Source organism: Roseibium sp. FZY0029, from assembly GCF_036350355.1.
Classification (GTDB): Bacteria; Pseudomonadota; Alphaproteobacteria; order Rhizobiales; family Stappiaceae; genus Roseibium.
This window is the reverse complement of the sequence record NZ_JAZDVZ010000012.1, coordinates 153,808-172,132: the sequence shown is the minus strand read 5'-3', so window position 1 is coordinate 172,132 and position 18,325 is coordinate 153,808. Positions and strand designations below refer to the sequence as shown.

The following is an 18,325-nucleotide window of genomic DNA, read 5'->3' as shown; positions in this document are numbered from 1 at the left end:
GAGTGATGAGTGATGAGTGAGGAGAACCGGAAAGGGGCAGCTGAAGGCTTGAAAAAAAGCCGCTACCTTATAGCCCTGTTCCGGGCGTCCGTCAGGCGCGGAAGAACTGAATGCTGTTGGCGGCAGCGGTTCCCGACAAGGGGAGACCTGCAACTGTTCCGTTTTCCCTGGTGCTTGCCAGAATGTCCTCGAAGGGCATGGGAGCGCTGAAATGATATCCCTGGACCAGCCGGCAGCGCATGGCTTCCAGCAATTCCAGCTGATGGCTTTCCTCAACACCTTCCACCACGCAGGACATCTTCATCGACCGGCACAGGTTGACGATCGAGGTTACAACGCCGCTCGCGATCGGGTCCTTGATACCGGAAACGAAACTGCGGTCGATCTTGACGCAGTCGATGGGCAGCCGGTGCAGGTAGCCGAGGCTGGAATAGCCGGTGCCGAAATCATCCAGCGCCAGTTTCACACCGGCCTTTCGAAGAAGCTGCAGGCAGGTCTCGGCCGCTTCGTAGCTTCCGATCACGGATGTCTCGGTAATTTCGAAGGTGATCTGCCTTGGGTTTACGCCGGCACGGCGTATGATGTCGAGCAGTGCTGCGACGGTTTCCGAAGACGTGATGTCGTGGGCGGACAGGTTGAACGACAGGATCAGCGTGCCCGGCAGGCTCTTGATCTGCTCGACCGCCTTTTCGAACAGCGACAGGGTCAACCGATGAATCAGGCCGGCCCGTTCGGCGATGGGGATGAACTTGTCCGGGGCAATCCTGCCCAATTGCGGACTGTTCCACCGCGCAAGTGCCTCAAAACCAACAACGAAGCGTTCCGGCAACTGGACCACAGGCTGGAAATAGACCTGGAATTCGGTGGCAAGATCCGCGCTCTGAAGGGCAGCTTCAATCGCCCGTTCCGAGCGGATCCGGGCCTCGTGTTCCGCCGAGTAGACGGTGGTTCGGCCGCGCAGACTGGTCTTTGAATTGTAAAGCGCATAGTCGGACCGGTCGAACAAAACATGGGCTGAGGTCCCGGCGTCCGGATAAAATGCAATGCCGCAGGACGCACCGACGGACACCTGCAGTTCGCCGATCCGGTAGGGACGGCTGATCTGTTCGCAAATGGATTGTCCCGTACTCGCTGCCTCATCGAGATTACCGAGATAGAGAAAGCCGAATTCGTCACCGCCAAGGCGGCAGATCTCGACACCTGGAATTCCGAGGTTTTTCAGACGCTGACCGACTTCCATCAGCAACTGGTCGCCCAGCTGGTGGCCATAGGTGTCGTTGATGGGCTTGAACCGGTCCAGATCGACAACACCGACGGCAAACTTCCGGCCAGTGTCTTTCACCTCATCGATCAGGCCCTCAAGTCTGTTGAAGAAGTGGCGGCGGTTGGGAAGGTCGGTAAGGGCGTCAGTCTGGGCGAGTTTGGAGTTTTCCGCGTTGAGAAGCTCCGTTTCCCTTTGTTTGGCAGCCAATGCCGACTGCGACACGATCAGTTTGCAAAAGCCCCTGTATCCGTTCAGGAGAACCTGCAGAACAACGAGGCAGACCAGGAAGATGTTCAGCCCCATGGCGATGTAGACATCCTCGTTCTGGCCAAGATAATGCACCAGATACGGGATGGTGACGATGACCATGACCATCAGGGCAGCCTGCGGCAGATGCATCAGGCAGAAGATGCAGCCAATGACGGTGATGGCGATGAAAAGCGCGACATGCCCGCGCTCCGTGGGTCCGCCGTAACCATCAAGGCTGAGCGACCACGTGATATAGATGACTGAAATCAGACTGCCGAGGATGACCGTTTGCCGGATCTTCCGGATGGCTTCTCGCGGAGCAAGCTCTGTTTTCCGGGCACGCAACCAGGCCACCATACGCACAACAGTGACGAGCAGGATGACCGCCAGAATGCCGACCGTCAGATAGGATGGCGCGACGTCGAAGTGGGTATAGGCAACCGCAATCGCGTTGACCATGAGGAGGGCATAGAGAGATGGAATCTGGGTCTTCAGCTCATTGTACTGAGCCTGCGCTATTTCCGGATGGCGAGGATCGATCATCATCCATCTCAGGAAAGCCCGGATTTTTTCCATCATTTTCTCCATTGATATTTCTTCTAATCGAAATGAGATAAAGAATAGTTATTTGATCAGCTTTCATGACCTTGGGTCGTTATACGGTTGTGAAAGCGTTTAATATTTGGATGGGGAAAATGCGGTTTCTTTTTACTGATATTCAGTTAGCAAAGTCGGGCTGCTGGCAAGAAATGCCGATCGTCCTGACATGGTGTGGTTGCAATCCTGCACATGAACTTTGCTGCCGGAATTCGTCAATTTACAGCGTTGAAGCCGACGCTTTCAGATTGTTTCGAGAACTGTGCAGTGGATCATGTATCCAATTTGGCGGGAAAGCAACGTGACTACAGCTCAGATCCATGTAATCGTAGCTCGGTATATTGTGCTTCCTCGCGAACGGTTGGGCTTGAACTGGCGATTTTTAGTCTCAAACAAAAGTGCAGAACGAGCGGCGTGGAGAAAGGCCAGGGAAAAGGAACTGCATCCGGTGTCACGGGGTACCGGATCGGTAGTATTAAGAGTTAAGCCAAATCGATTTTTTATTTGTTATTCGGGCAGAATAAATTGACCAGAAGATTGCACATAATCACAGGGTCTGCTCTGTTTTTTGTCACAGCCATCGTCGTCGCGCTCGTTACGGCAGCTGGCCCGGTTCAAGCCGCCGGCATTCAGCCGGTCCGCTCTGACCATTGTGCTCATCGTATTGACGGCCAGATCCGTCGCGGAGACAGCGAAAAGATAATAGGCTATTTGCAAACGGCACTGGATCGCATCGATCGATATCAACTAGATGATCCGCTGGTTCTTTCGCCATTCTCGGTGTGCCTCAATTCTCCGGGCGGTTCGTTGTCGGAAGCAACGCAGATTGCCGCATTCCTGCTTGAGAAGTGGATCGGAACGGTGGTCGACGATGGCGACAGTTGCCTGTCGGCCTGTTCGATCATTTTCCTGATGGGCAGCACGGACGGTGATTTAGGCAAAGGCCTGAACCGCAAGCTGCATGTCAATGCCACACTTGGTCTGCATCGCCCGTCGGTCGATGCACCGGACGGAGCCGGCTTTTCCGGCGAACAGTTGTCAAAGGCCTTCGACCTTGCCAATGAGGCGATCTACCGATTCATGGCCTTGGCCAACACGCCGCTTGGCCTGACGGACGGCATATTCGTGCAGCCCGATCTGATGCAGAACATGCTCCAGCACAAGGGGCAGGATTTTTTCTATGTCGATACGGTGGGGGCGGCGCTGCGCTGGCAGATCGACCTCTTCGGTTTTGAGAAATCCGTGCTGGTCGACGCCATGGCGGCCTCGCGGGCATGCCACAACATGTTCACTGTCAGCACGACCACGGGTGAAGATCTGGTCTACGACTACGAAACCTATACCCAAGATCAGCTGATGGACGGAGTGACTGCTTTTCACGCGCATTCCGCTAACAACGGTTACAGCGGCTTTCATTACGAGGTTTATGCGGCTCATTGGGATATGGTTAAGTCCGGTTGCCTGATCGGCGTTGTTAACCTAGGGGAAGGACCGCAGATGTCGGGCTGCGGCGGTTCCTGGTCCGGTGCCGATAATTTTCCCGGCAACGACTTCTGCCTGATTTCTGGACCATTTGCTCCCGACACGTTCGACATGACAGGCAGCAATGACGCCGAGGTCTTGGCGCTCCTCATGGACAAGCTGCCGTCCTTTGCAATCTACCCTTTGGAAACCGCCCTCAAGGATCTACCGGATCTTGCGCGGAACACCCGAGCAAGGATCATGGCATCGCCTGATCTTCCCCGGATGCTTACGGCGCTTGGTTTCCGCGATTGCGCGGAATCCGGCCTTTGCAAACCCGGAGAGCGGCCGGTCAATGCGAAGGCTTCGAAACCCGACAGTCGTAACTGGCAACGCATCGTCGGCGTGGCATCAAACGACGTGCTCTGGATACGTTCGTGCGAGTCGTCGAAATGCCACAAGGTAGGGTCGCTCGCACCGGGACAATCCGATTTTTACATCACCGAATGCGACGGAGGATGGTGCAAAGTCTTCTGGTCCGACGATAGTTTCGCCGGTTGGTCGAGCAAACGTTACATGGAAGCTCGCTGACCTCACTTTAAAGGCGCACGCCGGTGATGGTTTCTTCGTAATATGATAAGCAGACTATTTTTTTATCTTAAATCTACGCTATATGGAAAGGCATGGCAGATCGTACTCGAACCCGGCTCCTGAACGCGTTGAAATCCTCCGGCCCGCAGACCGCGGCAGACCTTGCCAGAGGACTGAAGGTGACGTCTGTGGCTGTCCGTCAGCATCTGGACGGCCTGCTGCAGGACGGACTGGTGGATTTCGACGACCAGAAAGGCTCAGTCGGCCGGCCCAAGCGGGTCTGGGACCTGACGCCGGAGGGGCACAAGCAGTTCCCCGACAATCATTCCAATCTGATGCTCGGACTGATCAGCGGCCTGAATGATATTTTCGGCGCCGAAGGTGTCGACAAACTGATCGCCCACCGGGAAGCGCAAAGCCGGAAATCCTATTCCGAAGCGGTTGGCAAAGCGCCGGATCTGCTCGGCAAGCTGGAAGTGCTTGCCGACCTGCGCAACCGCGAAGGCTACATGGCCGACCTTGTGCCGGAAGGGGCGGGCTATCTGCTCATCGAAAATCATTGTTCGATTTGCGCCGCGGCAACGGCCTGTCAGGGGTTCTGCCGTTCAGAGCTCAATCTTTTCAAGGACGTACTTGGACCTGACGTCACCGTCGAGCGCACCGAACATCAGTTTTCGGGCGGCCGTCGCTGTGTTTACAGGATCGAGCCCGCGGCCTGATCCTTCGCCGGTCCTGCTCAAGGAGTATATTGAGTGTCACTTGCCCGGCCGCTGCTTGCGCGGCTCATCGATCGGTATTTCCATCCGTTCGAAACCCACATCAAACCGCTGGAACTGCCCGTCACGCCGCTTCCGGACGAGGGGCCGCTGAAGCTGGTCTGGCATTTTGCCATGATGTTTCGCTGGCAACTGGTGATCGTCTGCTGTCTGGCAATGACGTCCTCTGGTCTCGGCCTCGCCGGCATCTGGGCAATCGCCTTTGTGGTTGACGGGGTAACGGAGGCCGGCGCGCAAGGCTTCCTGAGGGACAACGTGACTATCCTGGCCGCTTTCTTCCTTCTGTTCGTGATTATTGACCCGCTTGCCTTCCTTCTGCGGCAGACCTTTGCTCTCCAGACCGTGCGCATTCTTCTGCCGGCGGCGATGCGCTGGCAGGCACACAAGGCCGTGGAATCCCAAGATCTGGCGTTTTTCGAAGACACCTTCGCCGGTCAGGTTGCGTCCCGCATTGCCCAGGTCACCATGTCGGTTCACCGGCAGATGATGCTGGCCATCGAAACGATTCCGTATCTGGTCATCCAGTTCGGCGGCTCGTTCCTGCTGCTGCTGGCGATGGCCTGGCCGCTGGCCATTCCGGTGCTTTTCTGGATCTGCGCGAATATCCTCGTCGCCTGGCTGGCGATCCCGGCTTATCTGCAGCGCTCTGCCAAGGTGGCGGCGGCAAATTCCAAGGCCACCGGGGCGATGACCGACGTTTATTCGAATATCGCCATGGTCAAGCTGTTCGCAGCGGAAGATTCGGAGGCCGGTGCCATTCGCAAGGTCATTGGCGAGACGATCGACACCAGACACAGCGAGAACCGGTCGTATATCCTGACCGACAGTGGCGTTTACTTTCTGAACGTGCTTCTGATACTGGCCGTGGTGGTCATCGGGTTCTGGGGCATGATGGAAGGATGGGTCACGATTGGTGACTTCGTCGCCGGACTGACCGTCACGCGCTCGCTGTCGAACGCCTCAACCAGTTTCATCGGCATCGGGCAGTCGATCACCAGCACGCTCGGCACGATCCGCGACGCCATGCCGATCATGACGAGCCGGCCGGCCATCGTCGACCGACCGGATGCTCGTGATCTCAAAGTCAGCGCCGGGGAGATCCGCTTCGACAACGTGTCCTTCGCCTATCAGAGCGACCGGAAGCCGGTTCTCGACAAATTCAACCTGACCATCAAGCCGGGGGAACGGGTTGGTCTGGTCGGCCTGTCCGGTGCCGGCAAGTCGACGGCGGTGTCTTTGCTGATGCGCTTGCGGGACGTCACCGGAGGGTCGATCTCGATTGACGGGCAGGACGTGCGCGATGTCACGCAGGCATCTCTCCGCGGCCGGATCGGGGTCGTCACGCAGGATATTTCCCTCCTGAACCGCTCGATCCGCGATAATATCCGCTACGGCAAACCGGATGCCTCCGATGAGGAGATCCGGAAAATCGCCCAGGCAGCCGAAGCGCTCGATTTCATCGAGGAGCAGAAGGACAGCAAAGGCCGAACGGGGCTTGATGCCCATGTGGGCGATAGGGGGGTGAAACTCTCCGGCGGGCAGCGCCAGCGCATCACCATTGCCAGAGTGCTGCTGAAGGATGCGCCGATCCTGATCCTCGACGAGGCAACCTCTGCTCTCGACAGTGAAGCCGAACTTGCCATTCAGCAGAACCTCACCCGCATGATGGAAGGGCGCACGACACTGGCCGTTGCTCACCGCCTGTCGACCATCGCGGCCATGGACCGTCTGGTCGTGATGAACGAGGGCCGGATTGCCGAAGAAGGCACGCACCGGGAACTGCTTGCGTCCGGAGGGCTCTATGCGGCGCTCTGGGAACGGCAATCGGGTGGGTTCCTGGCGCTGAGTGCTGCCGAATAAGTCCTTCAGGCGCCAGCCTGGCAAATGCGTGCTCTTGTCGCGCCTGGTCTCCTGAAGTTGTCATAAAGACGAAGGCTCCTTCCGTTTAACTGAGAACTGGAGGAAAGACTGTCCGGTGGCAGGTGGGAGCTGCCGCTGCGCAATATGGAGAGTTCCATGGAGTTGCAGGGCGATACACCCTCGAACGAGGAAACCGGCCCCGAAAACGGATCTGCAGATAAGGGTGAAGGGGCTGACCTGGCCTCGATGATTCGGGAAATTACTGCCCTGAGGGACGCCATCGGGGTCGACGCCGCGCGGCTGCTCGAAGGCTATGGGGTAACGGCAGCCGCGCCTGAAATCGTCAATCTGGCGCATTATGTCGCCCTGCGTCATCACGATATCCGATTTCTGCAACGCCGCCTGATGCGCCATGGCCTTTCCTCGCTCGGCCGCCTTGAAAGCCGGGTAATGCCGACCCTCGACGCGGTGCTGGCGGCTTTGTCGGCCATGACCGGGCAGAAACAGGATGGCAGCTTCAGGTCCGAAATGGAGTTTTTTGCCGGTGAACGGCGGCTGGAAGAGGCCTCGGCCGGCTTGTTCGGCCCGAAACCGGAACATCGCCGCGGTCGAATCATGGTGACTTTCCCGAGCGAGGCGGCTGACGATCCGGCTTTTGTCCGGGATCTTGTCCGCAAGGGCATGAATGTTGCCCGCCTCAACTGCGCCCATGATGGCCCCGAAGCCTGGGAGAAGATGGCCGCCCATGTCCGGACCGCAGCCGAGCTGGAAGGGCGAGACGTGCGTATTCTGATGGATATTGCCGGGCCCAAGATCCGTACCGAAACCGTGGTGCCCCAGAAGAAGACACCGAAGCTGACCATCGGCGAGCGGTTTCGCCTCGTGGTGCAGGAAACGCCTGACGCCCATTCGGACATTGCGGTAACCGCAAGCGTGTCCCTGCCGCAAATGGTGAACCGGCTGCGCGAGGGGGACCGGCTGCTTTATGACGACAGCAAGCTGGAAGGTGTCGTGGAAGAGGTCTCGAATGGCGAGGCTGTCATCCGCGTCACGCGCGCCAAGGACAGTGGGGTCAAGATCAAACCGCAAAAGGGCATCAACCTGCCTGATACTGCGCTCGGGGTCTCGCCTCTGACGGCCAAGGACAAGACCGATCTCAAGACGGTCACCGCCCTCGCTGACATGGTTGGCTATTCCTTCGTCAGCGAACCGGACGACATCGACCTTCTGGAAGACGCGCTGGCAAGCATCGGCGCGGCGAACCATCCGCTCGGCATCGTCGCCAAGATCGAGCGGCCCGAGGCGGTTCAGAACCTGCCCGCATTGATCGCCCGCGCCAGCGGTACCAGGCCGCTTGCCATCATGATTGCCCGGGGCGATCTTGCCTCCGAAATCGGCTTTGAGCGGCTGGCGGAAATGCAGGAGGAAATCCTGTGGATCTGCGAGGCTGCGTCGACACCGGTGATCTGGGCAACGCAGGTGCTGGAAAGCCTGGTGAAATTCGGCAGCCCTTCGCGCGGCGACATGACCGATGCCGCCATGGCGGCACGGGCAGAATGCGTGATGCTGAACAAGGGCCCGGCTGTCGGCGAGGCGGTACAGCTTCTCGACAGGCTGGTTTCGCGCATGGAAGGGCATATGGCCAAGAAGACGCCAACGCTCCGGGCCCTGCATTCCTGGTAGAAACGGTGTGGCGCGCGGGAATTTGTCAGCTCGTGTTGATTTTCTGAAATCCGGCTGACAATACTCCCCTCATGGACAAAAGAGACCGCGCTGTACTTTTTCGCGAACGCCTGTCGGATGCCTTGAGCAGCCGGGATATGAACCGGTCGGATCTGGCGCGTGGCGCTGGGCTCGACCGGTCAACCGTTTCCCAACTGCTGTCAGAGGATGCGCCGCGCCTGCCCAACGGACAGGCGCTGGCCGCCATTGCGACCGCGCTCAGCGTTTCTTCCGACTGGCTGCTGGGCCTGTCGACCCACCGCGGGGCTGCGGCCGAAATCCTGGACCAGGCGGTGCAGGTGGCCGAGACCGATCGGCATCCTGTCGATGAACACCTGCTCGCCTGGTACCGTGATGCGGTCGGGGCGAAGATCCGGCATGTGCCCGCCAATCTGCCGGACGTGCTGAAGACCGAAGCCGTTCTGGCCTTTGAATATTCCGGTGAGACGCTGCGCACCGCGGATCAGGCCATTACCGGTACCCGGGACCAGAGGGCGCTTCTCAGCCGGGCGGAATCCGACATGGAAATTGCTCTGTCGAAGGAGGCTCTGGAGGGTTTTGCACGCGGAGAAGGGATGTGGCAGGGCTTGCCGGTTGATCTGCGCCGCGAACAGCTTGAAGTTATGGGACACACCTTGAGTGAGCTTTATCCCTCACTCAGGTTGCACCTCTTCGGCGCCACGGACCGATTCTCAGCGCCATTCACCGTCTTCGGTCAGAAGTGGGCCGCGCTCTATCTTGGCCAGCGCTATCTTGCCTTTTCCAACACACGGCATGTCCAGCTTTTTGCCAGTCATTTTGACGATCTGGTCCGCCATGCGGTTATCCGCTCCCATGAGGCTGGGGACTTCGTGGGTGGACTGGCTGGTCAACTCGGCTGAGTTACTTCAGTTCGTCACCGTAAACACAGGGGACAGGGGGCGGTTCTGCCTTTGGACTCAGTCGAGCAGCCTTCGCGTCCATGCAGTTTCCTATCGGCAGTCAGCCGGCCCGATATCCTCTCCAAGGTGGTCCCTACGCCTAGCCGTGGGCGGACTTTGCGGCTTCAACCGACTTGACCGGTAGAAAGCTTTCCGCTTCCGCCATTTCCCAATAGGTCGAATAACCCGCGATATTGTGCGACTGCTCCAGAAGCGCGCCTTTCTTCAGCCAGGAGAGCGCGACGCTGGCCGGCATGATTTCGCGAAGGCCTTCGTGCAGATAGAAATGCTCCGGCTTGAATTCACGCGGATGGTTCAGCCCCGCGGCAGCGGAGAAATCCCGGAGTGACTTGAGTGTGTTGCGATGGAAATTCGCGACACGCTGTGCCTTGTCGGGAACCACCAGGGCTTGCTGGCGCTTGGGGTCCTGCGTCGCGACACCGGTCGGGCAACGGTTGGTGTGGCAGCTCTGGGACTGGATGCAGCCGACCGCGAACATGAAGCCGCGCGCGGAGTTCACCCAGTCGGCCCCGAGTGCCATGGCGCCGGCAATATCGAACGCGCTGATCAGTTTGCCGCTGGCCCCAATGCGGATATCCTCGCGCAGGCCCGTGCCGACCAGGCAGTTGTGGACGAAGGTAAGCCCCTGGCGCAGCGGAGTGCCCAGACGGTTGGCAAATTCCACTGGTGCCGCGCCAGTGCCACCTTCAGCGCCGTCGACCACGATGAAATCGGGTTTGATGCCTGTTTTCAGTATGGCCTTGACGATGGCCATGAACTCCCAGCGGTGGCCGATACACAGCTTGAAGCCGACAGGCTTGCCGCCGGAAAGGTCTCGCAACTGCGCAATGAAATGCAGAAGTTCGATCGGGGTTGAAAAGGCGGAATGAGAGGCTGGCGAGATGCAATCCGTGCCGACCGGAACCCCGCGGGCTTCTGCAATTTCTTCCGTCACCTTCGGGCCAGGCAACACGCCGCCGTGACCGGGCTTCGCCCCCTGGCTCATCTTGATTTCGATCATCTTGATCTGCGGTTCGACGGCCTGCTTGGCGAATTTGTCGGCATCGAAGGTGCCATCGTCTGCGCGACAGCCAAAATAGCCGCTGCCAAGCTCCCAGACCAGATCGCCGCCGCCCTGCCTGTGATAGCGCGAAACGCTGCCTTCGCCGGTGTCATGATAGAAGCCGCCGGCCTTGGCGCCCTTGTTAAGCGCCAGGATGGCGTTTCCGGACAGCGAGCCGAAGCTCATGGCCGAAATGTTGTAAAGGGAGGCGGAATAGGGATGCTTGCAGTCCGGCCCGCCGATGGTCACGCGCATGTCTTCGTGATTGTGCGGCTTGGGACAGATCGAATGGTTCACCCAGCCATAGGACGTGTCATAGACGTCGAGTTCCGTCCCGAACGGCAGAACATCCTCGATGTCCTTTGCCCGGTCGTAAACCATGGAGCGCCGCTCGCGCGAGAAGGGGCGGCCATCCTGATTGCTTTCGAAGAAATACTGGCGCAGCTCAGGCCGGATCGCCTCGAACAGAAAACGGAAATGACCGGCCACCGGATAGTTGCGCAGGATCGCATGTCGGGTCTGGCGGACATCGAGATAACCGATCGCCGACAACACGGCAAAGATGAGAAATGGCCAGACGAAGTAGCCGCTGAGGGCAAACGTCAGGACAAGCGCAATAACGGCAAGGGCGATGCATAGAATGAAAACGGTATAGCGGGCGGGAAACACGGACCGGTGACTCCTTTTCGGCGGGCTGCCTAGTTTTGTCAGGCTGCGGCCGAAAAGGAAAGAGCGATCAACTCCGTTGACCGCTCTTCGCTGGAACCGGATCGACTTCAGACCATGTGGTGAACGTTCAGCTTGTTGCCGTCCAGATCCCGAAAATAGGCGGCATAAAAGCCGTTGTCAGCGCGTTGTCCGGGTTTGCCTTCATCCGCTGCCCCAAGTTCGATGGCTTTCCGGTACACAGCGTCAACCTGCGCGCGGCTGTTGGCAGACAGGGCAATCATGACACCATTGCCGACAGTCGCCCGTTTCCCATCAAAGGGAATGTGCACGGAAAAGGCGGCACCGGCCGGCTGGCCGGACCAGACGATAAAGTCGTCAAACTCCATCAGCCGCTGCGCGCCGAGTTCGGCCAGCAAAGCGTCGTAAAACGCGGCTGACCGCTTCAGGTCGTTTGTTCCCAAGGACGTATATCCGATCATGTCTTGCTCCTGAAAAATGGTGTGTGCGGTGCCGGCATGACCGATTTAGAGATTTGCAAAAATGAACGGAATAGGCAGAATTGAGGTGCGGCTTTGCAAATTTGAAAGAATGTGATGGACTGGAATTACCTTCGAACATTTCATGCCGTGTCTGAGACCGGCAGTCTCGCCAAGGCTGCGGAAAAGCTCGCCATCAGTCACGCGACGGCGTTCCGGCACATCCGCTCTCTGGAAGATCAGCTCGGTTCCAGATTGTTCGAGAAGGTGAAAGGCCGTTACAGAGCCACTGAGGCGGGGGCTGAAATCCTGGACCTGGCGCAGTCCGTCGCTGTTGCGATGGAGGACATCGACCGGCGGATTTCGGGCGCGGATCTGGCCTTGAAAGGGCGAATCCGGCTGACGGCTCCGGCAAGTTTCGCAGTCCACTTCCTGCCCGGATATCTTCTGGACTTCAAAGCCAGGTATCCAGACATCACGGTTGAGCTGCTGACCTCCAACGAGGAGATCAACATGTCCAGCAGGGCCGCCGAGATCGCCCTTCGTGTCACCTCATCCCCACCCGAACACTTGATCGGCCGAAAGGTCGCGGATATCCTCTGGGCCTATTTTGCAAGCCAGAGCTATCTGGATCGCAAGGGCGTTCCGGTGAGTGCCGCCGAGCTTTCCTCCCACGATCTGATCGGCGCCAGCGGACTGCTGGCGCAGCGGCCCGGTTTCCTGCAGATGGACAGATCGCTGCGCGACAGGGTCGTTGTTCGCAGTGATGATCTTACGACCATGGCCGCTTTGGCGCGCAAGGGGCTGGGGCTCTGCCTGCTTCCTACGGATGTGGCGCGGGAAGGTTTGAAGAAACTTGCCGTTGCCACCGAGGTGCCGGCAAACGAGCTCTGGGTTTTGACCCACCCGGACCTTCGATCAGTCGAACGGGTCGCCTGTATGGCGCGGTTTCTGTCAACGGCCTTTCGCGCCGAAACGGCATTTTCAAGCGCGTAAGGCAGCGGTGCCGACACGAGTGCGACAGCGCCGGGCTTGTCAGGCCTTTTTGGCGCCGATCATTGTCAGCAGCCGCTCGGCCGTGCCGCGTGCGCCCGGTTCGCCCGCCATGATGTCCGCTGCCCGTTTTGCTCCCACACGGTAGACTGGGTCTTCGAGCTGCTTCAAGGCCCGGGCAAGTTTCGAAGCCGTCAGCGAAGTCTGACGGATCGGCGCAGGTCCGGCTCCGGCCCTGTGAACCTGTTTGCCCCAGAACGGCTGGTCGCCGAAAACCGGGCAGACGAGCGATGGTTTGCCCCAGCGCAGGGCTTCATGGGTGGTGCCGGCACCACCATGATGAACGACTGCCGCACATCGCGGGAAAAGCCAGCTATGGGGCGCTTTTTCCAGCAGGAAGATACGGCCTGACACGGATCGCGGCAGGTCTTTCGCCGACAATCCCCCCCAGCCGGTGGCCAGAACGGCGCGTTGGCGGGTTTGTTCCAACGCCGCAACCACGGTTTCCGTCAGTTTTCCGGGGTCTCTGCTGGGCATGGAGCCAAAGCCCAGATAGATCGGCGCCGGGCCTTTCTCCAGAAAGGAGGCCAGGTCTTCCGGCGGCACATAGTCCGGATCGGGTTCGGTCAGCCAGTAGCCGCAGGCCCAGGTGTTTGTTGGCCAGTCCTTTGGCGCCGGCACCAGGGCGCGCGAAAACGCCTGGAGGCAAAGCGCTGCCTCACCGCCCGGCATATGGCCATCCATCAGATCGCCGCCCATCAGATCGTCGCCCATCAGATCGCCGTCTGAGGCAGACGTGTCTTTCAGTCCCGCGTGTTCCCGCACAGCCTTCGCCAGCGGGGCAATGCCGAGCCGCATCAGCAGCCGTCCAACGGCATAGCTTTGCCGGTTGAGGAAAGGGCCGAGGTCGGGTAGCCCGAAAAGGGGCAGGGGAAAGGAACCTGTGGGCGCGGAAACAGGCTGCAGCGCCGTCGGCAGGGCAGGCACGTTCAGGTGTCGCGCCACCAGCGTGAGAACCGTTGCCTTCAGGTTGAAGAGAATGAGATCCGGCCGCTCAATCGTTCCGATATCCCAGAGGCACCGCGCGGCCTCCTTTTGCAGATCCATGCTCTTGCGCGCCGCGCGGATTTTCCCCTTCAAGGTGAAAAGCGCAGCCTGTGTGTCTTCCCCTTGCAAAAGGGTCTGATAATTCAGCGGGACAGGTCGTGAGCGGGCACCGGCGGCGGTGATCATGTCATCGAAGCCTTCCCCCGTGGTCACCACCACATCGGCCCCGAGCCTTGTAAGGTCACGCGCCAGGGCAACATACGGCTGAACGTCTCCCCGTGTACCGAGGGAGGCAATCAGGATCTTCTTTCGGGGACTTGGCATCGGGGCCTCGGAGGGGATAGTCACACAGGACGTCGGCAGGCCTCCCTCAGATGGCTGTCCCGGCCCGCAATTGCAACCTTAACGTGGATCGCCTAAGCCAGAGCAGGCGCAACACCGCCGTTGGAGTACACAATGCAAACCAGATTCGCACTCGGCACGCGCGGTCAGGGCCTTTACGAATTCACTTCGTCGGTGGCCGACTGGCTTGCGGAAACAGGGGCTGAAGACGGTTTGCTTACCCTGTTCGTTCGCCACACGTCCTGTTCGCTGCTGATCCAGGAGAATGCGGACCCGGATGTGCAGAAGGACCTGAAGGCGTTTTTCGAGCGTCTCATTCCGCCCGCGGATCACCCTTCCATGACGTATCTGGTGCACACGCTGGAAGGACCGGACGATATGCCCGCCCACATCAAGGCCGCGATCATGCCGGTTTCGCTTTCCATTCCCGTCTCTGCGGGGCGGATGGCGCTTGGAACGTGGCAGGGGATTTATCTTTTCGAACACCGCACCCGGCCGCACCAGCGCCAGGTCGCTGCGCATTTTCTGTCCGACCGCTGAAAGTTGGTTTCGCGGGCCTGTCAAACGCCCTGGATTGAGAAAAGAGCCCTTTTCGAAAAATATGTGACGACTATCACATCCTGAAATTTCGGACCGTCTAGAGTGGTGCATGAACCGGAAGTCCGTCTCCGGAAGTCGGTTGAGATTCAGGAGTTTACAAGATGCGCTTCATCATTGTCCTTGCCGCACTGTTCCTGGCAGGTCCCGCTCTTGCGGACAACGACCCGAACCGCCCGACGGACCGGATCGCAGCCGACCTCGGGATCGAGGAAGCGGTTTTCATCGAGTGCTTCAAACCGGTCAATCCGGAACCGGGTAAATATCCCAGCGGTGCCCAGCAACGCGCGAACAAGGCAATTCTGCTACCCTGCCTTCAAAGGGCCAACGCCGCCATCACCAACGACCGCCTGGACGCGGTCATGGACAAGTACCGCCCTGAAGGGGCGTTCCGGAAAGAGGATTGTTCCCGGAAGGCCGCAAACCGGCCGGTCATGCAGCGCTGTGTGTTCCTGAAAGTCGACTGACGCCTACTTGCGAAGCGCCGGAAGACCGACCCCCGTGCTTTCAAAACCGCCATCGGAAGCGATCACCTGACCGGTGACATAGCTGGCCTGCTCTGAACACAGGAAGGCAATGACTTCGCCAATCTCGGTTTCCGAGCCATAGCGGTTGAGCGGAATGGCGTCGTGATAGGCATCGATAATGTCCTGGCTGTGCACCGCCATTGCCAGCTTGGTGCGCACCGGGCCCGGGCAGACGCAATTGGCGCGAACGCCGTATTCGCCAAGTTCCGCCGCCTGTTGTTTCGTCAGCTGGATGACCGCAGCTTTGGAGGTGCCGTAGGCAACCCGCAGCGTGGAGGCGCGAAGGCCGGAAATCGAGGCGATGTTCACGATCGCGCCACGGGTTTCCTTCAGGGCGGGCGTGACCGCCTGCGAAATCAGAAACACACCGTCCAGATTGGTCTCCATCACCCGGCGCCACATGGCAAAATCGGTCTCTTCGATGGGGCCGAATTCAGCAACACCAGCGTTGTTCACCACCGCGTCCAGCCGGCCGAACCTTTGCAGGATGTCGGGGATCGTCGCCTCGACCTGCTCAATGATGGAGACATCACACACAAACGGCACGGCCCCCTCCAGCCCCTTTGAGGCAATCGCAAGTTCGTCTGCATCCCTGTCGAGCATGGCAACCTGCCAGCCGCGTGCGAGCATGAGCTTTGCCGTGGCAAGGCCAATGCCGCGGGCAGCACCGGTGATGAGAATGGTTTTCTGGGTCATGACAGCGGGGTCCGTTCGGGGCAGGGATTGGAAAAGGGGTTGATTTCAGCGGCTCAGCGCATGGAAATGCAGACGCGGATCGCGCCGGCATTGTCCGGCAACGCAACGTCCTTGTCGTTGATGCGGAAGGCATAGACCCCGGCAGGGTCGCGTGTGTTCACGGCAAGCGCGGCGAACTCCGCGAAGGGCACGATGCGGCCAGCCTGGTCCCGCACCAGCATTTCCCCGAAAGCGTAGGCCTGATCATACTTGTAGCCATAAAGCGGGCCGAGCTTGCGGGCATCTTCACCGGAATAACCACGCGGACCGACCGCCTTGTACATGCCGGCAATAACGCTCCAGCCCCCCGAATACCGCACACCCGTGATCTTGCCACCGGGTAGCGCCAGTTGCTGCCAGCCCCCCTTGGCCTGCACGTCGATGCAATGATCGGCGGCAAATGCCGTGGACGAGAACAAGAGGGGCAGAAGCAGGCAGAGGCGAACAAGGGTCATGATCCGATCCGAACTGAACTCGCCCCAGAAGATAACACGGCCGCGTGCGGGTCAAGCGACGGCGGGTGCGGGCAAGCGGGCAATCAGGCATTCCTCCGCTGAATGATCGAGGTCGGGTGAGTGGGAATTTTCAGAGCTTTGACGGAATCGTAATCACGGCCCTTTGCGGTCGTTCGATCAGTCTGCGGCGCAGGTCTGCTTGGAGCCCTTTCTAACCAATGCTGCGAGGCGCGCGAATTGCAGCTTTCGGCAACAAAGCGCAGCACAACGTCATGCCGCAGTTCCTTTTGTAAGAAACGGAAGCAAGGCATCGAACGCTTCGTTTGGGGCCTCTTCCGGAATGAAATGGCCGCTCGGCATCGCTGCATAGTGCGCGTCCTCGCACCATCCGTCCCAGATTTTCTTCAGGTCGAAGTGCCGCCCGGTCACACCCTTGTCACCCCAGAGGACCAGTGTCGGGCAGGTGATCTTGCGGTTTGCCTCCCAATCGACAGCGTCGTAGTCCCGGTCGATCCCGTAGCCTGCCCGGAAACACTCACACATAGAGAAGATGGAAGCAGGGTCCGTCGATCGTTCCAGATAAACCGCGAGGGCGTCCTCGTCGTATGGCACCCGCTTGTCGCCCAGGCCGAAAAGTATCTGGCGCTGGAACGCTTCAGCGTCGCCTTCGATAAGTCGTTCGGGTTGCGGGTATGGCTGGGTCAGGAAAAAGAAATAGAAATAGTCCTGAGCGATCGCAGCGTTCGTATTTTTGTAGAAGTCTAGGGCGGGCACGATGTCCATGACGCACAAGCGCTCGATGGCATTGGGATGATCGAGCGCCATTCGCCGGGCAACCCGCGCTCCACGATCATGAGCAACCAGCGAGAAGCTGTCGAACCCGAGCTTGTGCATGACCGCGACTTGCTCGGCTGCCATCGTGCGCTTTGCAAAAGGGTTCGGGGTTTGGCCCGGTTCGGGTTTGTGACTTTCTCCCCGTCCCCTAAGATCGGTCAGGACGACGGTGAACCGGTCCGTCAGGCGCGGCGCGATGTCATGCCAGCATAGGTGCGTTTGCGGATCGCCATGCAGCATCAACAGCGGCGGACCGGACCCGGCCGTCAGGGCCAAGGTGTCGTTGCCATCGACAGTGACGAACTGCCTCTTGAAGCCGGGCAGAAGCCGGGCGTCGGCTGCCTCACAGATGTTCATTCAGCCACTCCTTGTAAGCAGCAATGCCCGCCTCATTGCGTTTGAAAAACGACCAGCGACCGATCTTGTTGACGGTCACAAAGTCTGCGCGACGCAGCAGCTCCAGATGGCGGCTGACCGTAGGTTGGGCCATGTTGAGCTTTTCCGTGATCAGCGTGACACAGACGCCGATATCGCGAGGGTCACCAGTCTCCTGGTGCGCAAAATGATCATATGGCTCACGCAACCAATCGAGTATTGCCACACGCGCCTTGCTTGAAAGAGCCTTGGATTGTTCAAGCCGATCTACCATGCTCAACCATTACATAGTTAAACAGCTATTCGTCAATGTATTTGTATCAGTGCAGACGTTGGAGCAGCCGCAGCGAAAGCTCACTTTGTCCGCAATGCAGCCGTCCGGTTAAAGCGCAGCGAATTCACACTTCCCGCCCGAAGTTTCAATTAGAGCGCACCGCGTCAAAGCTCTCGGAAGCGCTCTTTCGAGCCTTTCGCCGCACGATACGCCAATGCCGTATTGCCCTATAGCTCGCACGAAAATATCGGTCGCCTTCAACTGCCCCTGTCGGGGCATTGCTCGCATGGCTGATGTTTCAGGTGACCGCCGGCATGTCGGGGAACGCTGGTTCCGGATCACTCAAGCCTCACACAGGCTTGCCTTGCAACTGTTTGCGTGAAGACCCACATCGTAGGGTGAACGATGAGGGTCGTTCCTCCCCAGACTGGCGCCGGGCCTTGAAGTAGGCTGCGGCGCCTTCTTTTTTCAACTCTTTGTAGTTATGCTGCGTGTGTC

16 protein-coding genes are annotated in these 18,325 nt (G+C 59.1%); 8 read left to right on the top strand and 8 right to left on the bottom strand.

Annotated features, from left to right (window positions below; translation table 11 throughout):
• Positions 1 to 91 precede the first annotated feature (91 nt).
• Entirely contained in the window at positions 92 to 2,092 is a 2,001-nt protein-coding gene (locus V1T76_RS27220; RefSeq protein WP_330563814.1) for a putative bifunctional diguanylate cyclase/phosphodiesterase, read from the bottom strand.
• A 543-nt stretch (positions 2,093 to 2,635) separates the two neighbouring features.
• Here V1T76_RS27220 and V1T76_RS27215 point away from each other — a divergent pair.
• The 5 genes from V1T76_RS27215 (at position 2,636) to V1T76_RS27195 (ending at position 9,401) form a co-directional block, all read left to right on the top strand.
• Positions 2,636 to 4,162, top strand: a complete 1,527-nt coding sequence (locus V1T76_RS27215; RefSeq protein ID WP_330563813.1) for a hypothetical protein — start codon at positions 2,636 to 2,638, stop codon at positions 4,160 to 4,162.
• 92 nt (positions 4,163 to 4,254) lie between these two features.
• A complete protein-coding gene (locus tag V1T76_RS27210) occupies positions 4,255 to 4,881 on the top strand; it encodes a helix-turn-helix transcriptional regulator (RefSeq protein ID WP_330563812.1) in 627 nt (208 codons plus the stop codon).
• A gap of 33 nt (positions 4,882 to 4,914) precedes the next feature.
• Positions 4,915 to 6,798 (top strand): ABC transporter ATP-binding protein, encoded by a 1,884-nt coding sequence (locus tag V1T76_RS27205; RefSeq protein ID WP_330563811.1) that lies wholly within the window; start codon positions 4,915 to 4,917, stop codon positions 6,796 to 6,798.
• A 156-nt stretch (positions 6,799 to 6,954) separates the two neighbouring features.
• Entirely contained in the window at positions 6,955 to 8,481 is a 1,527-nt protein-coding gene (locus V1T76_RS27200) for a pyruvate kinase (RefSeq protein WP_330563810.1), read from the top strand.
• A 71-nt stretch (positions 8,482 to 8,552) separates the two neighbouring features.
• Complete coding sequence (locus V1T76_RS27195) at positions 8,553 to 9,401, top strand: helix-turn-helix domain-containing protein (RefSeq protein WP_330563809.1); 849 nt, start codon at positions 8,553 to 8,555, stop codon at positions 9,399 to 9,401.
• A 139-nt stretch (positions 9,402 to 9,540) separates the two neighbouring features.
• On the opposite strand, the gene V1T76_RS27190 is transcribed toward V1T76_RS27195, so the two are convergent.
• Both V1T76_RS27190 and V1T76_RS27185 read right to left on the bottom strand, forming a co-directional pair.
• On the bottom strand, positions 9,541 to 11,172 hold the full coding sequence (locus tag V1T76_RS27190) for an FMN-binding glutamate synthase family protein (RefSeq protein ID WP_330563808.1): 1,632 nt from the start codon (positions 11,170 to 11,172) through the stop codon (positions 9,541 to 9,543).
• 107 nt (positions 11,173 to 11,279) lie between these two features.
• Positions 11,280 to 11,651, bottom strand: coding sequence for a VOC family protein (locus V1T76_RS27185; RefSeq protein ID WP_330563807.1), 372 nt, complete (start codon positions 11,649 to 11,651; stop codon positions 11,280 to 11,282).
• Between the two features lie 114 nt (positions 11,652 to 11,765).
• On the opposite strand from V1T76_RS27185, the gene V1T76_RS27180 reads away from it, so the two are divergent.
• Positions 11,766 to 12,644, top strand: a complete 879-nt coding sequence (locus V1T76_RS27180; RefSeq protein ID WP_330563806.1) for a LysR family transcriptional regulator — start codon at positions 11,766 to 11,768, stop codon at positions 12,642 to 12,644.
• A gap of 39 nt (positions 12,645 to 12,683) precedes the next feature.
• On the opposite strand, the gene V1T76_RS27175 is transcribed toward V1T76_RS27180, so the two are convergent.
• On the bottom strand, positions 12,684 to 14,012 hold the full coding sequence (locus V1T76_RS27175; RefSeq protein ID WP_330563805.1) for a glycosyltransferase: 1,329 nt from the start codon (positions 14,010 to 14,012) through the stop codon (positions 12,684 to 12,686).
• 132 nt (positions 14,013 to 14,144) lie between these two features.
• Between V1T76_RS27175 and V1T76_RS27170 the strand changes: the two genes are divergently transcribed.
• Both V1T76_RS27170 and V1T76_RS27165 read left to right on the top strand, forming a co-directional pair.
• Positions 14,145 to 14,570 (top strand): secondary thiamine-phosphate synthase enzyme YjbQ, encoded by a 426-nt coding sequence (locus V1T76_RS27170; RefSeq protein WP_330563804.1) that lies wholly within the window; start codon positions 14,145 to 14,147, stop codon positions 14,568 to 14,570.
• Between the two features lie 161 nt (positions 14,571 to 14,731).
• On the top strand, positions 14,732 to 15,094 hold the full coding sequence (locus V1T76_RS27165) for a hypothetical protein (RefSeq protein WP_330563803.1): 363 nt from the start codon (positions 14,732 to 14,734) through the stop codon (positions 15,092 to 15,094).
• 3 nt (positions 15,095 to 15,097) lie between these two features.
• Here the strand turns inward: V1T76_RS27165 and V1T76_RS27160 are convergent, their stop codons facing one another.
• The 4 genes from V1T76_RS27160 to V1T76_RS27145 form a co-directional block, all read right to left on the bottom strand.
• Positions 15,098 to 15,850 (bottom strand): SDR family NAD(P)-dependent oxidoreductase, encoded by a 753-nt coding sequence (locus V1T76_RS27160; RefSeq protein WP_330563802.1) that lies wholly within the window; start codon positions 15,848 to 15,850, stop codon positions 15,098 to 15,100.
• 53 nt (positions 15,851 to 15,903) lie between these two features.
• Positions 15,904 to 16,344: a hypothetical protein gene (locus V1T76_RS27155; RefSeq protein WP_330563801.1), complete on the bottom strand. Its 441-nt coding sequence runs from the start codon at positions 16,342 to 16,344 to the stop codon at positions 15,904 to 15,906.
• Between the two features lie 270 nt (positions 16,345 to 16,614).
• The gene (locus V1T76_RS27150) at positions 16,615 to 17,535 is read right to left on the bottom strand and encodes an alpha/beta fold hydrolase (protein ID WP_330563800.1); all 921 of its coding nucleotides are present in this window, start codon (positions 17,533 to 17,535) and stop codon (positions 16,615 to 16,617) included.
• Positions 17,522 to 17,827, bottom strand: a complete 306-nt coding sequence (locus tag V1T76_RS27145; RefSeq protein WP_274578160.1) for an ArsR/SmtB family transcription factor — start codon at positions 17,825 to 17,827, stop codon at positions 17,522 to 17,524. Before V1T76_RS27145 ends, V1T76_RS27150 begins: the two co-directional genes overlap by 14 nt.
• Positions 17,828 to 18,325: the final 498 nt, after the last annotated feature.